The following is a 19,076-nucleotide window of genomic DNA, read 5'->3' as shown; positions in this document are numbered from 1 at the left end:
GCCGGGACCTTCCCCGGCCGGCCGTTCCGCTGTCCGCGGTGTGCGGCCGCGCCGGGCGGGGAACCCGGAGGCATGACTTCCACCGGGCCCGACGACGGCAACGAAGCAGCCAGCGAGCCGACCGCGGAGGTCCGCGGCGAGGACACGGCCCGCCCCACCGACAGCGGGGTGGACGACCGCACCGACGCCGAACGCGAGGCGGCGGAGTTCGGCGGCGACTGAGCGCCAGTCGCCCGTCCCCCAGGAAAGCCACGTTCCTGACGCTCAGCGTCCGGAACGTGGCTTTCCTGACGTTCGGGGAGGGGCGGGGCGTCAGGTGCCGTGGGGGGCGCGTACCTCCGGGTCCACGTCCAGGTGCAGGACCGCCGCCCGGCCGCTGTCCAGCGCCCGGTCCAGGGCCGCCTCGAACTCCCGCGTCGTCGACACCCGTTCGCCCTGCGCGCCGAACGAGCGGGCGAACGCCCCGAAGTCCGGGTTGACGAGCGCGGTGCCGCTGACCCGACCGGGGTGCTCGCGTTCCTGGTGCTCGCGGATCGTCCCGTACTGCCCGTTGTCGACGACGAGCACCAGCGGGGTGGCGCCGTGGGCCACCGCGGTGGCCAGCTCCTGCCCGTTCATCAGGAAGCACCCGTCGCCCGCGACCGACACCACCTGCCGCCCGGGGTGGACCAACGACGCCGCGACGGCCGCGGGCACGCCGAAACCCATCGCGCCGTTGCGGGGCGCCAGCAGTGACGGGTAGCTGCGGTGGGGGAGGAAGCGTTGCGCCCACACCGCGTGGTTGCCCGCCCCGTACGTGACGATCGCGTCGGGCGCGAGCCGCCGGGCGAGCACCGCCATCGCGGCGTCGAGGTCGACGCCTCGCCCACCCGCGTCGGCACCGGGCGTCGCGAACCGTTCCTGCGCCGCGCGCAGCCGCTTCGCCCAGGCCGGGTCGGGTTCGGCGCCGTCACCGGGCAGCGCGGCGGCGAACGCCGCCGGGTCGGCGAGCAGGTGCAGGTCCACGCGGCGCTGGTGGGTGGACAGCTCCGGGTCCGGGTCGACGACGACTGTCACCGCGTCCGCCGACCCGCCGCGGTAGCCGCCCGACAGCACGTCGGCGTACCCGCACCCGACGAACAGCAGCAGGTCGGCGGCGTCGAGGGCGTCGGCGAGCACCGGGTTGCGGCCGTAGCCGAGCCATCCGACGAAGGACGGGCTCGCGGCGTCGACGACGTCCTGGGTGCGCCAGTCGGTGGCGATCGGCAGGCCGCGCCGCTCGCCCCACGCGGTCACGGCCGCGGCGGCGTCGGCGGTCCACCGGTCGCCGGCCAGCACCACCAGTGGGCGGCGGGCGGCGTCGAGCAGTTCGGCCAGCGCGTCCTGCTGTGCGGGCGCTACCGCCCCGGAGGCCACGGCGCGCGGCGCGGCGAGCGGCGCCGACGTGGGCTGCACGAGCACGTCCTCCGGCAGCCCGACGACGACCGGCCCCGGCCGCCCGGCCGCAGCGACGGCGAACGCCTCGGCGACCTGCGCCGCCGCACGGTCCGCCCGTTCGACGGTCAGCACCTTCTTCGCCGTCGAGCCGAACCACCCGGTCGGCGAGAACTCCTGGAACGACTCGCGGTCCCGGTCGTCCACCGGCACCAGCCCGACCAGCAGGACTGTGTTTTCACTGATGGATCTCCGCCTGGCGGCGTTGATCCATCAGACAAGCGTTGGCGGGGTGGCGTCCTGCCACGCGGTGTGCACGGCGATCGCCGCGTTCGCCGCGCCGGGCCCGCGGGTCACCATCGCGACCCCCGGCCGGCCGGTCAGGCGGGCCTCGGCCAGGGCCATGAAACCGGCCCCGCCCTCCTGCCGGCACACCACCGTCTCGATCGGGCTGTCGTGCAGTGCATCGAGCACCTCGAGGTAGCTCTCGCCCGGCACCCCGTACGCCCGACGGACGCCGAGCCGTTCCAGCTGGGCGACGATCGCCGCGCCCGCCGTCCGCTCAGCACCCATGGTCGCTCCGCACGCTCCGCTCGCGCCGATGTTCGCTCCGCAAGCTCCGCTCAGCCACGGCCGACCGTCGCATCATCGCCGATCGACACCCGCGGCGCGATCGCACCGCACACCGCGGTGATCAGGGCGATCCCGACGAGCAGCAGCGCGGCCGACCACGACGCCCCATCGGAGAACGCGAGCAGGGCGGTCGCGATCAGCGGGACGAAGCCGCTGACCACGCTCGCCGCGTTGGCCGAGATCGCGACCCCGCTGTAGCGCAGCCGGGCCGGGAACAGATCGGTGAGCAGGGCTCCGGACACGGCGTACGGGATCGACAGGCACGCGACGCCCACCGTCACCCCGATGATCACCAGCGCCGGGCTCGTCGTGTCGATCAGCCAGAACATCGGGAACGCGAACGCGGCCGAGACGAGCGCGCCGATCAGCGTGATCCGGCCGGGCCCGTACCGCTCGGCGAGGCGGCCGCCCGCGATCAGCACGAGGATCTCGACGACGGCGGCGACGAGCGTGGCCGTGAGCATCACCGAGGGGTCGACCCCGAGGCGGGTGCCGTAGGCGATGACGAACGTGGTGGCGAGGTAGAAGCCGCCGACGCCGAGCAGGGTCGACCCGGCCCCGACGAGCAGCTGCACGGGCGTGCGGAGCACGACGTCGCGCACCGGGGCGCTGGCCAGCTCGTCCTCGCGCAGGAGCTGCTCGAACAGCGGCGACTCCTCCACCCGGCGCCGGATGTAGAACGCGATGTAGAGCAGCGGGAACGCGGCGAGGAACGGGATGCGCCAGCCCCAGGCGTCGAAGCTCTCCGGCGGCAGCAGCGACACCGCGAGGAACGCCCCGGACGAGAGCAGCGTGCCGATCGGAGAGCCGATCTGCGGCATCGCCGCGTAGCGTCCGCGGTGCTCCTTCGGCGCATGCTCGACGGCGAGGGTCACCGCGCCGCCCCACTCGCCGCCGACCGCCACACCCTGCAGCAGCCGCAGCAGCGTGAGCAGCACCGGCGCCGCGACACCGATCGAGAAGAAGTCGGGCAGCAGGCCGATCAGACCGGTGACGACACCGATCATCGTCACGGTGATGAGCAAGCACTTCCGGCGGCCGATCCGGTCGCCGAGGTGGCCGAACAGCACGGCGCCGAGCGGCCGGGCGGCGAACCCGACGGCGAACGACGCGAACGCGCCTGCGGTCGCGACCACGGGGTCGTCGCTCGCGAAGTAGAGCCGGTTGAACACCAGCGACGCCGCGGTGCCGAACAGGAAGTAGTCGTACCACTCCAGCGCGGTGCCGACGAACGCGCCGAACGCGACCTTGCGCGCCTCGGCGTCGGTCACCGTCACCGGCTTCGACGGTTCAGCCATCCTCACCCTCCTGTCCTGCGAGCCCCATTGCTTCTGCCCCGTGCGTGCACCGGCCGCCGACGAACGTCGCGACCACGCCGGTCGTCCCGATCCGGTCGGCGGGCACGGCCGTGATGTCCTCCTCCAGCAGCACGAAGTCGGCGAGCTTGCCGGGCGTGAGGCTGCCCCGCTCGTGCTCCTCACCCGCGATCCAGGCCGCGTCGAGGGTGTAGGCGCGCAGCGCTGTGCTCGCGTCCACGCGCTCGTCGGGGCCGAGCACGGCCCCGGACGCCGAGTACCGCTCGACCATCGACTGCATCCCCAGCAGCGGCGCCCCGGACGCGACCGGGCGGTCCGAGCTGCCCGGCACCCGCAAGCCGGCGCGCAGGAAGCTGCCGTGGCGGTAGAGCGCGTCCGACCGCTCCGGTCCGACGGCCTCGGCCATCGTGTCGCCGATCTCGTACAGGAACCGCAGCTGCGGCACCGGCGTGACACCGAGCTGCGCCATCCGCGCGATCTGCTCCGGGGTCGTCACGGCCGCGTGCTCGATGCGCGGCCGGGCGTCGGCGCGCGGGTGTACCCGCTGCATCTCGGCGAACACGTCGAGGGCCAGATCGACGGCGCGGTCACCGATCGCGTGCGCGGCGATCCGCCAGCCCGCCGCGTGGGCGCCGACAATGCGGGCGCGCATCTCGTCGGGGTCGTCCTGGAAGTAGCCGTGCGAATGCCGGTCGCAGAACGGGTGCAGCATCGCGGCGGTGCGGGCGACCAGGGAGCCGTCCAGGAAGATCTTGACCGGCCCGATGCGCAGCCGGTCGTCGCCGAATCCCGTGCGCAGGCCGAGGTCCAGCCCGATCCCGGCCGGGTCCTCGGCGTGGCCGGGGAGCGGGTGCAGCACGTCGGCCACCGGCATGAGCTGCACCCGCACGGTGAGGTCCCCGGCGGCCCTGGCATGCTGGTAGGCGGCGAGCTCCCGCGGCGACCGCCCCACCCAGCCGCCGCCGATGCCGCACTCGGTGACGTGCGTGAGCCCCTCGGCGGCGTAGACGGCCGACGCCTTGCCGATCGCGCGGGCCAGGTCGCCCGTCGCGAACGGCACCAGCAGCACGTTCACGAGGTTCTGCGCCTGCTCCTCGAGCGTCCCGGTGGGGTCGCCCGACTCGTCGCGCACCACGACGCCGCCGGTGGGCACCGCGGCGGAGCCGTCCAGCACGCCGATCCGCTCCAGCACCGGGCTGTTCACGGTGGTGACGTGGCCGGAGCGGTGCTTGAGCACCACCGGGCGACCGCCCGCGGCCCGGTCCAGCTCCCGGCGGTGCGGGTGCCCGCCGATCGCGGTGTCGTCGTAGCCGGCGCCGATCACGAACGCGTCCGGGGCCAGCGTCGCGGCGCGCTCGGCGACCCGGTCGTAGAGGGTCGCGAGGTCACCGAGCCCGGTGAGGTCGACCTCGTCGAGGGCTGCGCCGAACCACGCCATGTGGTTGTGCGCGTCGCTGAACCCGGGCACCAGCGCGGCGCCCTGCGCGTCGATCTCGGTGCGCCCGCGCAGGCCGTCCGGATCGAGGGCGAGGACGCGGCCGTGGTGGACGGCCAGTGTCCGCGCGCGGGGTTGACCGTCGTCCATCGTGACGATCGTGGCGTTGCGGATGAGCAGGTTGACTTCCATCGTCACCCCAGGTGGTGGAGCCGGGTCAGCGGCAGGACGGGCGAGCGGTGCAGGGCGATCTCCCGGCCGTCGACGCGCACGGGCACCGGTTCCGGCGCCACCTCGACGTTCGGGGTCGCGGTGTTGTGCAGCATGTCGGCCGAGCCGAGGCCGCGGCTGCCGGCGATCGGGGAGTAGTTCCGCCCGGACGGCAGCGCGGCGTGCGCGTCGGCGTCGCCCAGGCACTGCTCGGAGACGAACACGTGCGCCAGCCGGGCGGGCGCGGCGCCCAGCCCGCCGTAGAACGGCAGCATCCGCCGCGGCTGGGTGAGCCGGGTGGAACCCGATCCGGAGCCGGCCGCGCCCCACGCGACGAAGCCCGACTTGATCACGAGGTCGGGCTGGGCGCCGAACCACGCCGGGTTCCACAGCACGATGTCGGCCAGGCGCCCGGGCCGGATCGACCCGACGTGCTCCGCGATGCCGTGGGCCACCGCGGGGTTGTGCGTGAGCTTGGCGAGGTAGCGCAGCACCCGAGCGTTGTTGGCGACGTCCGGGCCGGTCTCGCCGGCGAGCGCGGCCTGCACGTGGGCCAGCTGCCACGTCCGGCGCGCGGTCTCGGCGATCCGGCCCATGCCGAGCGCGTCGGAGTTGACAATGCTGATCGCGCCCTGGTCGTGCAGCCAGTTCTCGGCCGAGATCGCGTGCTCGCGGATCCGGCTCGCGGCGATCGCCGAGTCGCTGGGCACGTGTGCGTGCCCGCGGTGCACGGTCAGCGTCATCGGGCCGAGCTCCGCGACCGTCGACGGGGTGAGCGGCAGCGTCGGCGTCGTCGAGCTGGTGAGGACGTTCTCGCGGCCGACGATCGACAGCAGGTCGGGGTGCCCGCCGCCGCCCTCCACGTGGTAGGCGTGCACGGTGCGGCCGTCGACCGCGGCGAGGGTGTCGGCGAGGTAACCCGACTCGTTGAGCGTGTCGGTGTGCAGCGCCACCGGCAGGTCGGCGGCCTCGGCCACGCCGAGGCAGGTGTCGATCACCGCGGGCGTGGCGCCCCAGTCCTCGTGGATCTTGAACCCGCCGCAGCCGGACAGCACCGCCTGCTCCAGCAGGTCGGCCGAGGTCGACGAACCGCGGGCGAGGAACGCGGCGTTGATCGGCACGCCCTCCCAGCCCGCGATGAGCGAGTGCAGGTTGTAGCCGGGGTTGGCCCCGACGTCCCAGACCCCGCCGATCCCCATCCCGACGATCGTCGTGACGCCCGCCGACAGCGCGGCGGGCACCAGCTCCGCGTTGGACAGGTGCACGTGCGAGTCGACGATCCCGGGGGTGGCGATCAGGCCCTCGCCGGTGATCATCGCGGTGTGCGCGTCGACCTCGAGGTCGACGCCGTCCTGCACGTCGGGGTTGCCCGCGCGGCCGACTCCGACGACGCGGCCGTCCTTGATGCCGATGTTCGTCTTGCGGACGCCCAGCACCGGGTCGAGCAGCACGACACCGAGCACGATCATGTCCAGCGCGCTCGCGCGGTCGGCCGAGCTGGACACGAGCGCCCCGTGCCGGGCGGTCTTCCCGCAGCCCCCGAGCAGTTCCTCGCCGGGCTCGGTGTCGTCGGCCTCGACCTCGACCCAGAGGTCGGTGTCGGCGAGCCGGATCCGGTCGCCGGTGGTGGGGCCGTAGAGCCGGGCGTAGCCGGTGCGGTCCATCGTCGTCATGCCGGGCCTCCGATCCGGACGACGGCGACCTCGCGCTCGGCGCCGGCGTCGATGCGCAGTGCGGTGCCCGCCGGGACGTCCAGCCGGTAGCGGGCGCCCTCGGGGGCGCGGACGTCCAGGGCGGAGTTCAGCCGGTCCAGTGGCACGTGCGAGGACACCCAGATCGGCAGCGGGCCGGTGTTGCGCAGCACCGCGGTGGCCCGCTCGCGGCCGGGGGCCAGCGTGACCTCGCCTGCGGCGGGGCGCACGGCACCGGGGCCGTCGGCGGGCGGCGGACCGAACGGCGCGTCGACGTGCACGAGCACGGACCCGTGCGGGAACAGCGCCTCCACCTGCAGCGACGGGACGGCCGCCGGCACGCCGTCGACGAGCCGGTCGGGCGCCACGACCTGGCGCGCCCGCTCGACGACCTCGGCGTAGGGCACGTCGTCCCAGGCCAGCTCGCAGATCTCGTCGCACACGAGCGCGATCGCCTCCGGCGCGCCCAGCTTGGCGCCGCGCGCGAGCCGGCGTCGGGCCAGGTCGGCGCCGCTCGCGAGCAGCAGCCGCTCCTGTTCGCGTGGCGTCAGATGCATAGCCGGTCCTCGTTCGGCATCGGCACAGGATCCGGGTGCGAGGGTCCTGCTGGAAGACGAAGGCGCCACGAAAAGTGCGGCGTAGATTGTGCAAATGCCCCGTGCAGTGGAGACGGAACGCTGGATCGCTCTGGTCGGCAGGCTGCGCAACGACGCCGACGACCTCGTCGCGGCGTTCGTGACGCGCGTGCGGGCGATCCCGCCGTACGGGCGCGGGGTCGTCCCGCAGGCGCGGATCGAGGCCGACGCCGACCTCACGTTCGAGTACCTGCTGCGACGGGTGGCGGGGCTCGCCGTCCCGGACCGGCTGGTGGGCGTCGGTGCGGCGATCGGACGCGACCGGGCGCGCCGGGGCGTGCCGCTCAACGACCTGCTGACCGCGGTCCGGCTCGACTTCCGGGTGCTGTGGGAAGGGCTGCGCGAGCGCGCCGACCCCAGCGACGAGCCGCTGCTCGTGGCCCGCGTCGAGGACGTGTGGACGGTGGTGGAGGACTACACGACCCAGATCCAGGTGAGCTACCAGGCCGAGGCCGCGCTGCTGGCGCGGGAGCGGCTGGGGGAGCGCACGATGCTCGTCGCGGCCCTGCTGGGCAGCGAGGACCCCGACCCGGACGAGGTGGCGCGGCTGGCCGTCGCACTCGACGTCGACGTGGACGCCGACCTGCTCGTCGCGGCGTCCTCGGCGTCCTCGGCCGCGCTGCTGCGGCAGGCGGCGGACCGGCTCGGGTCCGGCGGCCGCATGGTGCACGTGCAGTCGACGGGCCGGCACAGCGTGCTGCTCGCCCGGTGGAGCGGCGGCACGGGCGCGGCCGTGCGGGCCGCGCTCGCCGGCGTGCCGTGCGGCGTCGGCCCGCTCGCGCACGGGCTGGCGAACGTGCCGCGCAGCGCCCGGCTCGCCGCCGAGATCGTCGACGTGCTGCCCGCCGTCGACGGGCCGCGCGAACTGCGCGACGCCTGGCTCGCGCTCGCCTCCGCCCGGCTGGCCGACACCGCCGCCGACCTGGTCGACTCCGTGCTCGGCGGCCTCACCGACGCCGCCCCCCGCGAGCGGGACCGGCTGCTGGAGACGGTGCGGGCGTTCGCGCGCACCGGCTCGGTGCAGGGCGTGGCGGGGGAGCTGTACTGCCACCGCAACACGGTGCTCAACCGGCTGCGCCGGTTCGCGGAGCTCACCGGCCGCGACGTCACGGTTCCCGCCGACGCCGCGGTGGTCCTCCTCGCGCTGGAGTCCGCCGCCCCCTGACCCGCGAGTCGCCCGTTCCCGACAGGTGAGTCGCCCGTTCCCGACGCGCGAGTCGCCCGCTTCGGTCAGGTGAGTCGCCCGGTCCTCGCGGCGGGTCCCGGCCCGGCCTGCGCGAGCCGGGAGATTCGTGCGACCCAGAGGGCTTGACGCGCGTGGGTACTGTCGGGCGCCATGACCGACACCGCCTTCTGGCACCCCTTCGCCGCCATGGGCGCCGTGCGCGACGCCGAGTTCGTGATCACGCGCGGCGAGGACGTCTGGCTCTGGGACGACGCGGGCCGCCGCTACCTGGACGCCACGGCCAGCCTGTGGAACGTCAACGTCGGGCACGGCCGCGCCGAGATCACCGAGGCCGTGACGCGCCAGATGCGCGAGCTGGCGACGTACCAGACCTTCGGTGATGTCACCAACCGCCCGGCCCGGGAGCTCACCCGGCGGCTCGCCGAGCTGGCCCCGGTGCCCGGCGCGAAGATCTTCCTGGTCAACGGGGGTGGCGACGCGATCGACACCGCCGCCAAGATCGCCCGCGAGTACTGGGCCCGCAGCGGCGCGCCCGAGCGGACCGTGCTGATCAGCCGCGAGCACGCCTACCACGGCACCTACGGCTTCGGCACGTCCCTGGCCGGGATGCCGCCGAACCGGCTGGCCGGCCCGTTCGTCCCGGACGTCGTGCAGGTCGCCTACGACGACCCCACCGCACTGGAGGTGGAGCTGGAGCGGCTCGGCCCCGAGCGGGTCGCCGCGTTCTTCGTCGAGCCGGTGATCGGCGCGGGCGGCGTGCTGCCCCCGCCGCCGGGGTACATCGAGCGGGTCCGCGAGATCTGCGCCCAGCACGGCGTGCTGTTCGTCGCCGACAGCGTGATCTGCGGGTTCGGTCGGCTCGGCGACTGGTTCGGCGTCGACCGGTTCGGCATCGAGCCCGACCTGATCACGTTCGCGAAAGGCGTCACGAGCGGGTACCTGCCGCTCGGCGGCGTGGTGGCACACGAGCGCGTCGCGGCCCCGTTCTGGGAGGCGGGTGCGCCGCCGTTCCGGCACGGGGCGACGTATTCCGGCCACCCGACGGCCTGCGCCGCGGCACTGGCGAACCTCGACGTGATGGAGCACGAGGGTCTGCTCAAGCGCGCCGGCGAGCTCGAGGGGAGCATGTACGCCGCGCTGCGGACGCTGGGCGACCACCCACTCGTGTCGGAGGTCCGCGGCGGCACGGGGGTGCTCGGCGCGCTGGAGATCGACCCGGAGCGGCGGGCCGCCGACGCCGCGCTGCCGGCGAAGGTGGCCGCCGCGGCCCGGGAGCGCGGCGTACTGATCAGGCCGATGATCTCCGCGCTGGCCGTCTCGCCGCCGCTCACCCTGACCGATGAGCACCTCGACCTGCTCACCGACGCCGTCCGCGGTGCCCTGGACGCGGTCGCCTAACCGGGCGACTCGCGGGTCGAGAACGGGCGACTCGCGGAGAGCTTCTCGGCGGATCGCCACGAGGTGGCAGCTTTCGTCGTTCTGACGATGCGGAAACGCATCTCGGCACCACGGGTCCGCGTTCGCGCGCACGGATCGCCCGACTCGCGCGCACGCGGACCCCGACTCGCGGGCGCTCGTCGTCCGGCTCGCGGCAGGTCGTGCCGACTCGCGCGCCACTTTGTGCCGATTCGCGGGTCAGGGGTCGGGGGTGAGCTGGAGGGCGAGCCAGAGTTCGGCGCGGAAGCCGGGGGAGTCGAGGGTGCGGCCGGTGAGCGCCTCCACCCGGCGCATCCGCTTGCGGAGGGTGTGGCGGTGCACGCCGAGCCGGTCGGCGGCGGGCTCCCACTGGCCGTGGTGAGCCAGCCACTCCCGTAGTGACGCGACGAGCTGTCCGCCGTGTCGGGCGTCGTGCCGGGCCAGCGGCGCGAGCAGGGCCTCGGCGAACGCGGCGGCTTCGGCGGGGCGCACCAGGTCGAGCAGCGCGGTGCCGGCCAGGTCGGCGAAGTGCCGCACGCCGCAGCCGCTGCGCAGCGCCGCCTCCGCGGCCCGGCGCGCCTGCCGGTGCCCGCGCTCGACCGCGTCGTCGCCGACCGGTTCGGACACCCCGACGGCCACGCCCGGGTGCTGCGCGGCGACGGCCGCGAGGCGGGCCACCGAGTCGGTCTCGGTGTCGACCAGCGCGACCACGGCGTCGTCGAGCTCGGCCGCGAACGGTGCGGGCTGCTCCGCCACCGTCAGCACCCCGAGCAGCTCCCGGCGCGCGTCGGCGCGCCCGGTCACGGCGACGACGCGCAACGGCGCGGCCGGCAGCGGCCCGGTCAGGGCGGCGACGATCGGGCGCACCGCGTCGGTCCCGCCGGCGAGCGCCATCCGCAGCAGCGCGGTGCGCAGGGCGCGGCCCCCGGCGTCGAGCGTGGACGGCCCGGCGTGCAGCAGCGTGAGGAGCGAGACGGCCGACCCGATGATCTGCATGTCGGCGGGGGCGAACCCGCGGGCCCGGCCCGCCGCGAGCAGGCCACGGCCCTGCACGCGCAGCGGCTGCAGCACCACCTGACCCCCTCGTCCGGTGACGGTCACGCTGGTGCGGCCTCGGTGCCTGCGAATGCGTTCGACCTCGGCGGTCAGGTCCGGGAGCTGCTCGCCTGCGGTCCCCGGAACCGCGTGCACCGGCGCGCCGGACGCGTCGAGCAGCAGCACCCACGCGTGGAGCCGCTGGGCCAGGCGGTGCAGCACGCGCACCGGCCCGTCCGGTTCGAGCGCGGCGGCGGTCAGCGCGCGCTGCGCCTCGTCGCTGCGCACCACCTCGGCGTACGCGTCGGCGGCGAGCGCGGCCGACACCGCCTTGCTGATCGCGATGAACGGGGTGCGCTCCGGGATCTCCAGCAGCGGCAGGCCGAGCGCGTGGGCAGCCGCGAGCAGTGCGGCGGGCACGGCCGCGTGGCTCAGTCCCGTGCCGAACCCCAGGCCGGCGACGTCGCGGTCGACGAGCTTCCGGACGAACGCGGCGTGGTCGGTGCCCTCGCCCAGACCTATCCCTGTGGTGAGGAGCAGTTCGCCCCCGTCGAGGTATGCGGCCGGGTCGGGCAGCTCGCTGATGTGCACCCAGCTGACGGCGCGGTCGAGCAGCTCGGCGCCGCACGCCGGGCGCAGGCCCAGCGCGCGGTCCTCCACGAGGCTGCGCAGCGTGGCGGGCACGGGTTCCTCCAGGCCGGCAGGGGGTGCCGGATCGGCGCGATCAGGGGGACGAAGGTGCCGCTGTGGACACTACCGCCGCACCGTGACCGTGATCACCCTGGGGACACCCGTCGCGAGGAGAAGCCGATCATGACGCAGACCGCCGAGCCGTCGGCAGCTCAGACCCCGGGAGCAGGGCGCTACGTCGGGCAGAGCGTCCGACGCCGCGAGGACGCCGCGCTGCTGACCGGCCGGGCCACGTGGACCGACAACATCACGCTGCCGGGCATGCTCCACATGGCGGTCCTGCGCAGCCCGCTGGCGCACGCCCGGATCCGCGGGATCGACGGCGACGCGGCCCGCGCCCTCCCCGGCGTGGTCGCGGTGCTCACCGGTGAGGACGTGGCGGGCGAGTTCGCGATCGGGCTGCCGTGCGGCTGGCCGGTCACGAGGACATCAAGATCCCCGATCACCCGCCGCTCGCCCGCGGGGAGGTCAACCACGTCGGGGACGGCGTCGCGGTCGTCCTGGCCACCGACCCGCGCACGGCGCAGGACGCGCTCGGGCTCGTCGAGGTCGACTACGACGAGCTGCCCGCCGTCGTCGACATCGAGGCGGCCCTGGAGCCCGGCTCGCCGCTCGTGCACGAGGACCTCGGCACCAACCACTGCTACACCTGGCCGCTGGCGGTCGGCGACGTGGACGCCGCGTTCGCGCAGGCCGACGTCGTGGTCGAGGGCCGGTACGAGCAGCAGCGTGTGCTGCCCTCGCCGATGGAGCCGCGCGCGGTCGTCGTCAACCCGGACCCGGTCGGCGGCGGGTTCACCGTCTACACCTCCACCCAGGTGCCGCACTTCGTCCGCGACCTGATCGCGATGGTCTGCGGGATCTCCGACAGCAAGATCCGGGTGGTCGCGCCGGACGTGGGTGGCGGGTTCGGCTCGAAGCTCAACCTGTACGCGGAGGAGGCGCTCGCCCTCGCGCTGGCCCGCCGGCTCGGCGCGCCGGTCAAGTGGACGGAGACGCGCTCGGAGAACCACATCGCCACCACGCACGGCCGCGGCCAGGTGCAGCGCATCGCCGTGGCGGCCACCCGCGAGGGGAAGATCCTCGGGATGCGGGTGAACCTGCTCGCCGACATGGGCGCCTACCTGCAGCTGCTCACCCCGGGCATCGCCGTCTTCGGCGCCTTCACCTACTGCGGGCTCTACGACTTCGGCGCGTACTCCTTCGAGTGCAAGGGCGTGTTCACCAACCTCACCCCGACCGACGCCTACCGCGGCGCCGGCCGCTCCGAGGCCGCCTACGCGCACGAGCGGATCATGGACGACCTGGCGCGCGAGCTGGGGATGGATCCCGCCGAGGTGCGCCTCGCGAACCTCATCGAGCCGTTCGACGAGCCGCGCGTCGTCCCGTCCGGGGTGATGTACGACTCGGGCAACTACGAGGCCTGCATGCGCAAGGCGATCGAGGTCGTCGGCTACGACGAGCTGCGCGCCGAGCAGCGCCGCCGCCGGGAGGCCGGGGAGCCCGTGCAGCTGGGCATCGGGATCGGCAACTTCACCGAGAGCGGCGGGCTGTCACCGTCGAAGGTCGCCGCCGGGGTGCGGCTGCAGAGCGGCGGCTGGGAGGCCGCCACCGTCCGGATGACGATCAGCGGCAAGGTCGAGGTCGTCACGGGCACCTCCCCGCACGGCCAGGGCCACGAGACGGCGTGGGCGCAGATCGCGGCCGACGCGCTGGGGGTGCACCCCGACGACGTCGAGGTGCTGCACGGCGACACCGCCGTCGCCCCCTTCGGCCGCGACACCTACGGCTCGCGCAGCCTCCCGGTGGGCGGCGTGGCGGTGCACGTGGCGGCCGGGAAGGTCGCCGCGAAGGCCCGCACGATCGCCGCGCACCTGCTGGAGGCCAACGAGGACGACCTGGAGTTCACCGGCGGCCGGTTCTCCGTGGCCGGCACTTCCGGACCCGGCGTCACGATCCAGGAGATCGCGATGGCCGCCTCGCTGGCGAACAACCTGCCCGAGGGCATGGAGCCCAACCTGACCGCCGACACCCACTTCGACCCGCCCAACTTCACCTGGCCGTTCGGCACCCACATCTGCGTCACCGAGGTCGACACGGAGACCGGGCGGGTCGAGATCGTCCGCTACGTCGCCGTGGACGACTGCGGGCCGGTCGTGAACCCGGCGATCGTCGAGGGCCAGCTGCACGGCGGCATCGCGCAGGGCGTGGCGCAGGCGCTCTACGAGAAGGCGACCTACGACGCGGCGGGCAACCCGACCACCGCCACGCTCGCCGACTACCACTTCCCGACCGCCATGGACCTGCCGAACTTCACCCTGGAGCAGACGATCACTCCGTCGCCCACGAACCCGATGGGCGTGAAGGGGATCGGCGAGTCCGGGGCGATCGGGTCCTCGCCCGCCGTCGTCAACGCGGTGATCGACGCGGTGTCCCACCTCGGGGTCACCCACCTCGACATGCCGGTCACCCCGGAGCAGATCTGGCGGGCGATCGGTGCCGCGCGCGACACTTCGGCCACGACGAGCACGAGCTGACCGGGAGGGCCGGACATGGTGGCGATCAACTGCGACATGGGCGAGGCCTTCAGTATCTACCGCTGCGGCGACGACGAGGGGCTGATGCCCTGGATCACGCTGGCCAACGTGGCCTGCGGCTTCCACGCCTCGGATCCGCGGGTGATGCAGCGGACGGTGGCGCTGGCGAAGGAGCACGGCGTGGCCGTGGGGGCGCACCCGTCGCTGCCCGACCGCGAGGGTTTCGGCCGCCGCGAGATGAAGATGGAGCGCGACGAGCTCACCGCGTGCGTCATCTACCAGGTGGGCGCGCTGTCGGGCTTCCTGCGCGCCCAGGGCATGGAGCTCAACCACATCAAGCCGCACGGCTCGCTCTACGGGATGGCCGCGCGCGACGAGCAGGTGGCCGAGGCGGTGGCCGACGCCGCCGGGGTCTTCGGCGTGCCGCTGATGGGCATGTCCGGCACCGCCCACGAGCGGGTCTGGGGTGCGCGGGACAGTGGGTTCCTCTCGGAGTACTACGCCGACCTGGACTACCGCCCGGACGGCTCGCTGATCATCACCCGCGAGCACGCCGCGTTCGACCCGGCGTCGTCGGCGCAGAAGGCGGTCCGCGCCGTGACCGAGGGCGTCGCCACGGCCGTCGACGGCACCGAGATCCCGGTGCGCGCCGACTGCGTGTGCGTGCACTCCGACACCCCCAACGCCGTCGACCTGGCCAAGGCCGTGCACGAGGCGCTGCGGCCGCACCTGTCCTGATCCCGAACACTGAGGAGCCCGAGTGAGCCGTCACGAGGTCGTCTCGCCGATCCCCGGCGTCTTCTACCGCAGGCCCGACCCCGACAGCGACGTGTTCGCCGCCGAGGGCCAGTCCGTCGCGGCCACCGACACGGTCTGCCTCGTCGAGGTGATGAAGTCCTTCCACCACGTCCCGGCGGGCGCGGCGGGCACGGTCGTCGAGTTCCTCGTCGAGAACGAGGACGTGGTCGACGCCGGGCAGCCGGTCGCGGTGATCGAGGCCGGATGAGCGAGCTTGCGAGCGAATCAATGTCACAGCGCGTGCGCGGAGCGCCAGCCGAGCGTCGGCGAGGCTGTGCGTGAAGCGGCTCCTCGTCGCCAACCGCGGGGAGATCGCGGTCCGGATCATCCGGGCCGCGCGCGACCTCGGTATCTCCACGGTGGCGGTGCACAGCACTGCGGACGCCGAGGCGCTGCACGTCCGGCTGGCCGATGCGGCCGTCGAGATCGGGCCCCCGCCCGCCGGCAAGAGCTACCTCGTGGCGGACGCGATCCTCGAGGCCGCGCGCTCGACCGGGGCCGACGCCGTGCACCCCGGGTACGGGTTCCTCTCCGAGCGGGCGGGGTTCGCCGCCGCGGTCGCCGACGAGGGCCTCGCGTTCGTCGGGCCGCGCGCGGACGTGATCGAGCAGATGGGCGACAAGGTCGCGGCCCGGCAGGTCGCCGCGGCGGCCGGGGTGCCGACGGTGCCGGGCACCCCGGGCGGGGTCGCGGACGTCGACGCCGCCGTGGCCGCCGCGGACATCGGCTACCCCGTGATGCTGAAGGCCGCGGCGGGCGGCGGCGGGCGCGGCATCCGCGTCGTCGATGACGAGGCCGGGCTGCGCTCGGCGTTCCCGGCCGCGTCGCGGGAGGCGGCGAGCGCGTTTGGCGACGGCCGCATGTACCTGGAGCGCTTCGTCCGGCGGGCGCGGCACGTCGAGGTGCAGGTGCTCGGCGACGGCAGCGACGCCGTGCACTTCTTCGAGCGGGAGTGCTCGCTGCAACGGCGCAGGCAGAAGGTCGTGGAGGAGGCGCTCGCGCCGGGGATCGATGCCCGGGTGCGGGACGCCATGACCTCCGCCGCGGTGCGCCTGGCGCGCGAGGTCGGCTACGCCAGCGCCGGGACCGTGGAGTTCCTCGTCGACGACGAGACGCACGAGTTCTTCTTCATCGAGATGAACACCCGCATCCAGGTCGAGCACCCGACCACGGAACTGGTCACGGGAGTCGACCTGGTCACCGAGCAGTTGCGCATCGCGGCGGGTGAGCCCCTGCGGCACGGCCAGGCCGACATCACCGCGCGGGGCTGGGCGCTCGAGTTCCGGGTCAACGCGGAGGACCCGGCCCGGGGCTTCCTGCCCTCGCCGGGCCGCGTCGGGCGGGTGACGCTGCCCGCGGGGCCGTGGGTGCGGGTCGACACGTGGCTCGAGCCCGACACCGCCGTCCCGCCGTTCTACGACTCGCTGCTGGCCAAGGTCGTGGTGTGGGGCGAGGACCGGGAGACCGCGATCCGCCGGTCCCGCCGCGCGCTGGCGGAGTTCACCGTGGACGGCGTGCCGACCACGGCGGGGCTGTTCACCAAGATCCTTGAGCAGCCGTGGTTCGCGGCGGGGCAGTTCCACACCGGGACGCTGGAGCAGTGGTTGGCCGACCGCGAGGAGGGATCCGCATGACGGACGTGCAGGCCGCCCGGTACAGCTGGGGCGGCGACGAGTTCGTGTTCGTCGAGCTGGCCGAGGCGATGAGCCTGCAGGCCAACTTCCGCGTCATGGCGATCGCCAAGGCGCTGCGTGAGCTGCGGCCCGACGGCGTGCTGGAAATCTGCCCGGCCAACGCGTCCTACCAGGTGCGCTACGACCCCGACGTGCTCGAGCCGCAAGAGCTGCTCGCCGTCCTGCAGGACCTGGAGAAGCAGGTCGGGGACGCCCACGACCTCGCGCTGCCCACGCGGGTGCTGGAGATCCCGGTGCTCTACCGGGACCCGTGGACCACCGAGACGCTCATGCGCTTCCGGGACCGGCACCAGGACCCCGAGGCCACCGACATCGAGTACGCGGCCCGCATCAACGGCTACGCGGACGTGGACGAGTTCATCGCGGCGCACTCCGGCTCGCCGTGGTTCACCTCGATGGTCGGGTTCGTGGCCGGGCTGCCGTTCAAGTACCAGATGGTGCCCCGGGATCGGCAGATCGTGGTGCCCAAGTACCTGCGGCCGCGCACCGACACCCCGAAGCAGACCGTCGGTTACGGCGGCTGCTTCTCCTGCATCTACTCGGTGCGCGGCGCGGGCGGCTACCAGATGTTCGGAATCACGCCCGCCCCGATCTACGACCCCACCCAGTCGTTGCCCGACTTCACCGACTTCATGGTGCTGTTCCGTCCCGCCGACATCGTGAAGTTCACCCCCATCGACCGGGAGCGCTACGACACACATGTCGCGGAGGTGGAGGCCGGGACGTTCCGGGTGAAGGCGCGGCCCGTGGAGTTCAGCCTGCAGCCGTTCCTCGACGACCCCGACGGTTACAACGCCCGGCTCCTGGAGGTCCTGTCATGACCGACGAGATCGAGGTGCGCAAGCCGGGCCTGTCCACCACGGTGCAGGACGCCGGCCGCACGGGCTACTACCACCTGGGGATCCCGCCATCGGGCGCGCTCGACCAGTACTCGCTGCGCGCGGCGAACCTGCTCGTCGGCAACCCGGCGGGCGCCGCGGTCCTGGAGTGCGTGTACCTCGGGCCGGAGCTCGCGTTCTCGGCCGACGCCGTCGTCGCCGTCACCGGCGCGAGCATGACCCCGAAGGTCAACGGGGAGGAGCGGCCGATCTGGGAGTCCTTCGCCGTGCGGGCGGGCGACGTACTCGATTTCGCCTACCTCACCGCGGGGGCGCGGGCCTACGTCGCGGTGTCGGGCGGCATCGACGTCCCGGAGGTGCTGGGCAGCCGGTCGACCTACGGCCTGGGCGCGCTGGGCGGGTTCGCCGGCAGGCCGCTCGCCGCGGGGGACCGGCTCCCGGTCGGGAAGAGCCCGGGTGCGGCCGTCGGACGGAGCGTGCCCGCCGAGCTGCGGCAGACGCTGAGCAAGGACGTCGAGGTACGGGTGGTCATGGGCCTCTACGACCACCGGCTCACCGACGCGGGCCGGGAGAGCTTCCTCGGCACGACCTGGACGCTCACCCCCGTGGCCGACCGGATCGGCTTCCGCTACAAGGGTGCCGAGCTGGAGACCGTGGAGCGGGAGCCGCCGTTCGGGGCGGGCCAGGACCCGTCGAACATCGTCGACGCCCCCTACCCGATCGGTTCGATCCAAGTGCCCGGCGGCGTCGAGCCGATCATCCTGCACCGCGACGCCGTGTCCGGTGGCGGCTACATGATGGTCGGTACCGTCCTCTCCGGTGATCTCGACATCGTGGCGCAGTCGGCGCCGAACACCCGCACGCGGTTCGTGGCCGTCGACCTGGAGGAGGCGCTCACGGCCCGCGCCGACCACCGGCAGCGGTCCCGGCGGCTGGCGGAGGCCCTCTCGCCCTGACGACCCGCCGGCACGCACGCATGCACGCTCCGCACGTCCGGGTGATCCTCCTGTGAGGATGGCCACTCGACCGGGCGGAGTGACGGTCGTGACCGCGCCTTCCCGCCGATCTGCTCGTTGGACCCGAGACGACAGGCGGGACGGGAGAGTGCGATGGCTGAGGCGGTGGGTGGACGACACAGCGCGACCCGGCAAGCCGCCGACGACGCGGCCGGGGACGTGCGACACCCCGACGGCGACGTCCGGACGGAGACCCCCGCGGGCGACCCGGCCGAGCAGGCGGCCGTGACCCCGCCCGTGCCGGCGCCCTTGCCCGGGGCGCCGGACCTGGAGGGGCTCGCCCGCCGGCGCCGTGCGGCCGAAGCCGCCGCGGAGGTGGCCGAGTCGCGGGCTGCCACCGCCGCGGCCGCTGCCTCGGCCGCCATCGCCGCCGCCGCCCGTGCCGCCGAGGAGGCCGAGGCCGCCGCGGACGAGGCCGCGCGCGCCGCGGAGGAGGCGGAAGCGGCGGCCGCCGCCGAGGAGCGCGCCATCGCCGTCACCGCGGGCGAGGCCACCGGAGTGCTTCCGGCCATGCCGGCGGCCGCGGGGTCGG

17 protein-coding genes and 1 pseudogene are annotated in these 19,076 nt (G+C 74.2%); 11 read left to right on the top strand and 7 right to left on the bottom strand.

Annotated features, from left to right (window positions below; translation table 11 throughout):
- Positions 1–72: 72 nt before the first annotated feature.
- A complete protein-coding gene (locus KME75_RS16005) occupies positions 73–222 on the top strand; it encodes a hypothetical protein (RefSeq protein WP_219415617.1) in 150 nt (49 codons plus the stop codon).
- 90 nt (positions 223–312) lie between these two features.
- Here KME75_RS16005 and KME75_RS46785 read toward each other — a convergent pair whose 3' ends face one another.
- From KME75_RS46785 to KME75_RS15975, 6 genes are all read right to left on the bottom strand, one after another.
- Positions 313–1,620: a thiamine pyrophosphate-dependent enzyme gene (locus KME75_RS46785; protein ID WP_219415616.1), complete on the bottom strand. Its 1,308-nt coding sequence runs from the start codon at positions 1,618–1,620 to the stop codon at positions 313–315.
- A 66-nt stretch (positions 1,621–1,686) separates the two neighbouring features.
- Positions 1,687–1,986 carry a thiamine pyrophosphate-binding protein gene (locus tag KME75_RS46780; protein ID WP_219415615.1) on the bottom strand — a complete coding sequence of 100 codons (300 nt, stop codon included), beginning with the start codon at positions 1,984–1,986 and terminating at the stop codon, positions 1,687–1,689.
- A gap of 50 nt (positions 1,987–2,036) precedes the next feature.
- Positions 2,037–3,344 (bottom strand): MFS transporter, encoded by a 1,308-nt coding sequence (locus tag KME75_RS15990; RefSeq protein ID WP_219415614.1) that lies wholly within the window; start codon positions 3,342–3,344, stop codon positions 2,037–2,039.
- A complete protein-coding gene (locus KME75_RS15985; protein WP_219415613.1) occupies positions 3,337–4,989 on the bottom strand; it encodes an amidohydrolase in 1,653 nt (550 codons plus the stop codon). Before KME75_RS15985 ends, KME75_RS15990 begins: the two co-directional genes overlap by 8 nt.
- Before the next feature lie 2 nt (positions 4,990–4,991).
- Positions 4,992–6,680, bottom strand: a complete 1,689-nt coding sequence (locus tag KME75_RS15980; protein ID WP_246632187.1) for an urease subunit alpha — start codon at positions 6,678–6,680, stop codon at positions 4,992–4,994.
- Positions 6,677–7,255, bottom strand: coding sequence for an urease subunit gamma (locus KME75_RS15975; RefSeq protein WP_219415612.1), 579 nt, complete (start codon positions 7,253–7,255; stop codon positions 6,677–6,679). Before KME75_RS15975 ends, KME75_RS15980 begins: the two co-directional genes overlap by 4 nt.
- Positions 7,256–7,349: 94 nt before the next feature.
- Between KME75_RS15975 and KME75_RS15970 the strand changes: the two genes are divergently transcribed.
- Both KME75_RS15970 and KME75_RS15965 read left to right on the top strand, forming a co-directional pair.
- The gene (locus KME75_RS15970) at positions 7,350–8,498 is read left to right on the top strand and encodes a PucR family transcriptional regulator (RefSeq protein WP_219415611.1); all 1,149 of its coding nucleotides are present in this window, start codon (positions 7,350–7,352) and stop codon (positions 8,496–8,498) included.
- Positions 8,499–8,669: 171 nt separating this feature from the next.
- A complete protein-coding gene (locus KME75_RS15965; protein ID WP_219415610.1) occupies positions 8,670–9,917 on the top strand; it encodes an aminotransferase family protein in 1,248 nt (415 codons plus the stop codon).
- A 237-nt stretch (positions 9,918–10,154) separates the two neighbouring features.
- Here KME75_RS15965 and KME75_RS15960 read toward each other — a convergent pair whose 3' ends face one another.
- On the bottom strand, positions 10,155–11,654 hold the full coding sequence (locus tag KME75_RS15960) for a PucR family transcriptional regulator (protein WP_219415609.1): 1,500 nt from the start codon (positions 11,652–11,654) through the stop codon (positions 10,155–10,157).
- Between the two features lie 129 nt (positions 11,655–11,783).
- Between KME75_RS15960 and KME75_RS45905 the strand changes: the two are divergent.
- The 8 genes and pseudogenes from KME75_RS45905 to KME75_RS15925 all read left to right on the top strand — a co-directional run.
- Positions 11,784–11,987: pseudogene (locus KME75_RS45905) on the top strand (hypothetical protein); the annotation flags it as partial.
- Between the two features lie 77 nt (positions 11,988–12,064).
- Positions 12,065–14,197, top strand: coding sequence for a xanthine dehydrogenase family protein molybdopterin-binding subunit (locus KME75_RS15955; protein ID WP_308282815.1), 2,133 nt, complete (start codon positions 12,065–12,067; stop codon positions 14,195–14,197).
- 15 nt (positions 14,198–14,212) lie between these two features.
- Positions 14,213–14,935 (top strand): LamB/YcsF family protein, encoded by a 723-nt coding sequence (locus KME75_RS15950; RefSeq protein WP_219415608.1) that lies wholly within the window; start codon positions 14,213–14,215, stop codon positions 14,933–14,935.
- Positions 14,936–14,957: 22 nt separating this feature from the next.
- Positions 14,958–15,203, top strand: coding sequence for an acetyl-CoA carboxylase (locus KME75_RS15945; RefSeq protein WP_219415607.1), 246 nt, complete (start codon positions 14,958–14,960; stop codon positions 15,201–15,203).
- A 70-nt stretch (positions 15,204–15,273) separates the two neighbouring features.
- Positions 15,274–16,629, top strand: coding sequence for an acetyl-CoA carboxylase biotin carboxylase subunit (locus KME75_RS15940; protein ID WP_219415606.1), 1,356 nt, complete (start codon positions 15,274–15,276; stop codon positions 16,627–16,629).
- The gene (locus KME75_RS15935; RefSeq protein ID WP_219415605.1) at positions 16,626–17,510 is read left to right on the top strand and encodes a 5-oxoprolinase subunit B family protein; all 885 of its coding nucleotides are present in this window, start codon (positions 16,626–16,628) and stop codon (positions 17,508–17,510) included. The genes KME75_RS15940 and KME75_RS15935 overlap by 4 nt, the downstream gene beginning before the upstream one ends.
- On the top strand, positions 17,507–18,484 hold the full coding sequence (locus KME75_RS15930; RefSeq protein WP_219415604.1) for a 5-oxoprolinase subunit C family protein: 978 nt from the start codon (positions 17,507–17,509) through the stop codon (positions 18,482–18,484). Before KME75_RS15935 ends, KME75_RS15930 begins: the two co-directional genes overlap by 4 nt.
- Before the next feature lie 153 nt (positions 18,485–18,637).
- Positions 18,638–19,076 (top strand): hypothetical protein (locus KME75_RS15925; RefSeq protein WP_372452606.1); only part of this gene is annotated, 439 nt, incomplete at its 3' end.

The organism is Pseudonocardia nigra (genome assembly GCF_019396355.1).
GTDB classification, from domain to species: domain Bacteria; phylum Actinomycetota; class Actinomycetes; order Mycobacteriales; family Pseudonocardiaceae; genus Pseudonocardia; species Pseudonocardia nigra.
The sequence above is the reverse complement of the archived record's forward strand: the minus strand, read 5'-3'. Positions and strand labels throughout refer to the sequence as shown.

Excerpts from the sequence above, each read along its gene's own strand:
- KME75_RS46780 (WP_219415615.1), bottom strand. The coding sequence starts at position 1,986 with ATGGGTGCTGAGCGGACGGCGGGCGCGGCGATCGTCGCCCAGCTGGAA.
- KME75_RS15980 (WP_246632187.1), bottom strand. The coding sequence starts at position 6,680 with ATGACGACGATGGACCGCACCGGCTACGCCCGGCTCTACGGCCCCACC.
- KME75_RS15985 (WP_219415613.1), bottom strand. The coding sequence starts at position 4,989 with ATGGAAGTCAACCTGCTCATCCGCAACGCCACGATCGTCACGATGGAC.
- KME75_RS15970 (WP_219415611.1), top strand. The coding sequence starts at position 7,350 with ATGCCCCGTGCAGTGGAGACGGAACGCTGGATCGCTCTGGTCGGCAGG.
- KME75_RS15990 (WP_219415614.1), bottom strand. The coding sequence starts at position 3,344 with ATGGCTGAACCGTCGAAGCCGGTGACGGTGACCGACGCCGAGGCGCGC.
- KME75_RS15965 (WP_219415610.1), top strand. The coding sequence starts at position 8,670 with ATGACCGACACCGCCTTCTGGCACCCCTTCGCCGCCATGGGCGCCGTG.
- KME75_RS15975 (WP_219415612.1), bottom strand. The coding sequence starts at position 7,255 with ATGCATCTGACGCCACGCGAACAGGAGCGGCTGCTGCTCGCGAGCGGC.
- KME75_RS15935 (WP_219415605.1), top strand. The coding sequence starts at position 16,626 with ATGACGGACGTGCAGGCCGCCCGGTACAGCTGGGGCGGCGACGAGTTC.
- KME75_RS15950 (WP_219415608.1), top strand. The coding sequence starts at position 14,213 with ATGGTGGCGATCAACTGCGACATGGGCGAGGCCTTCAGTATCTACCGC.
- KME75_RS16005 (WP_219415617.1), top strand. The coding sequence starts at position 73 with ATGACTTCCACCGGGCCCGACGACGGCAACGAAGCAGCCAGCGAGCCG.
- KME75_RS15930 (WP_219415604.1), top strand. The coding sequence starts at position 17,507 with ATGACCGACGAGATCGAGGTGCGCAAGCCGGGCCTGTCCACCACGGTG.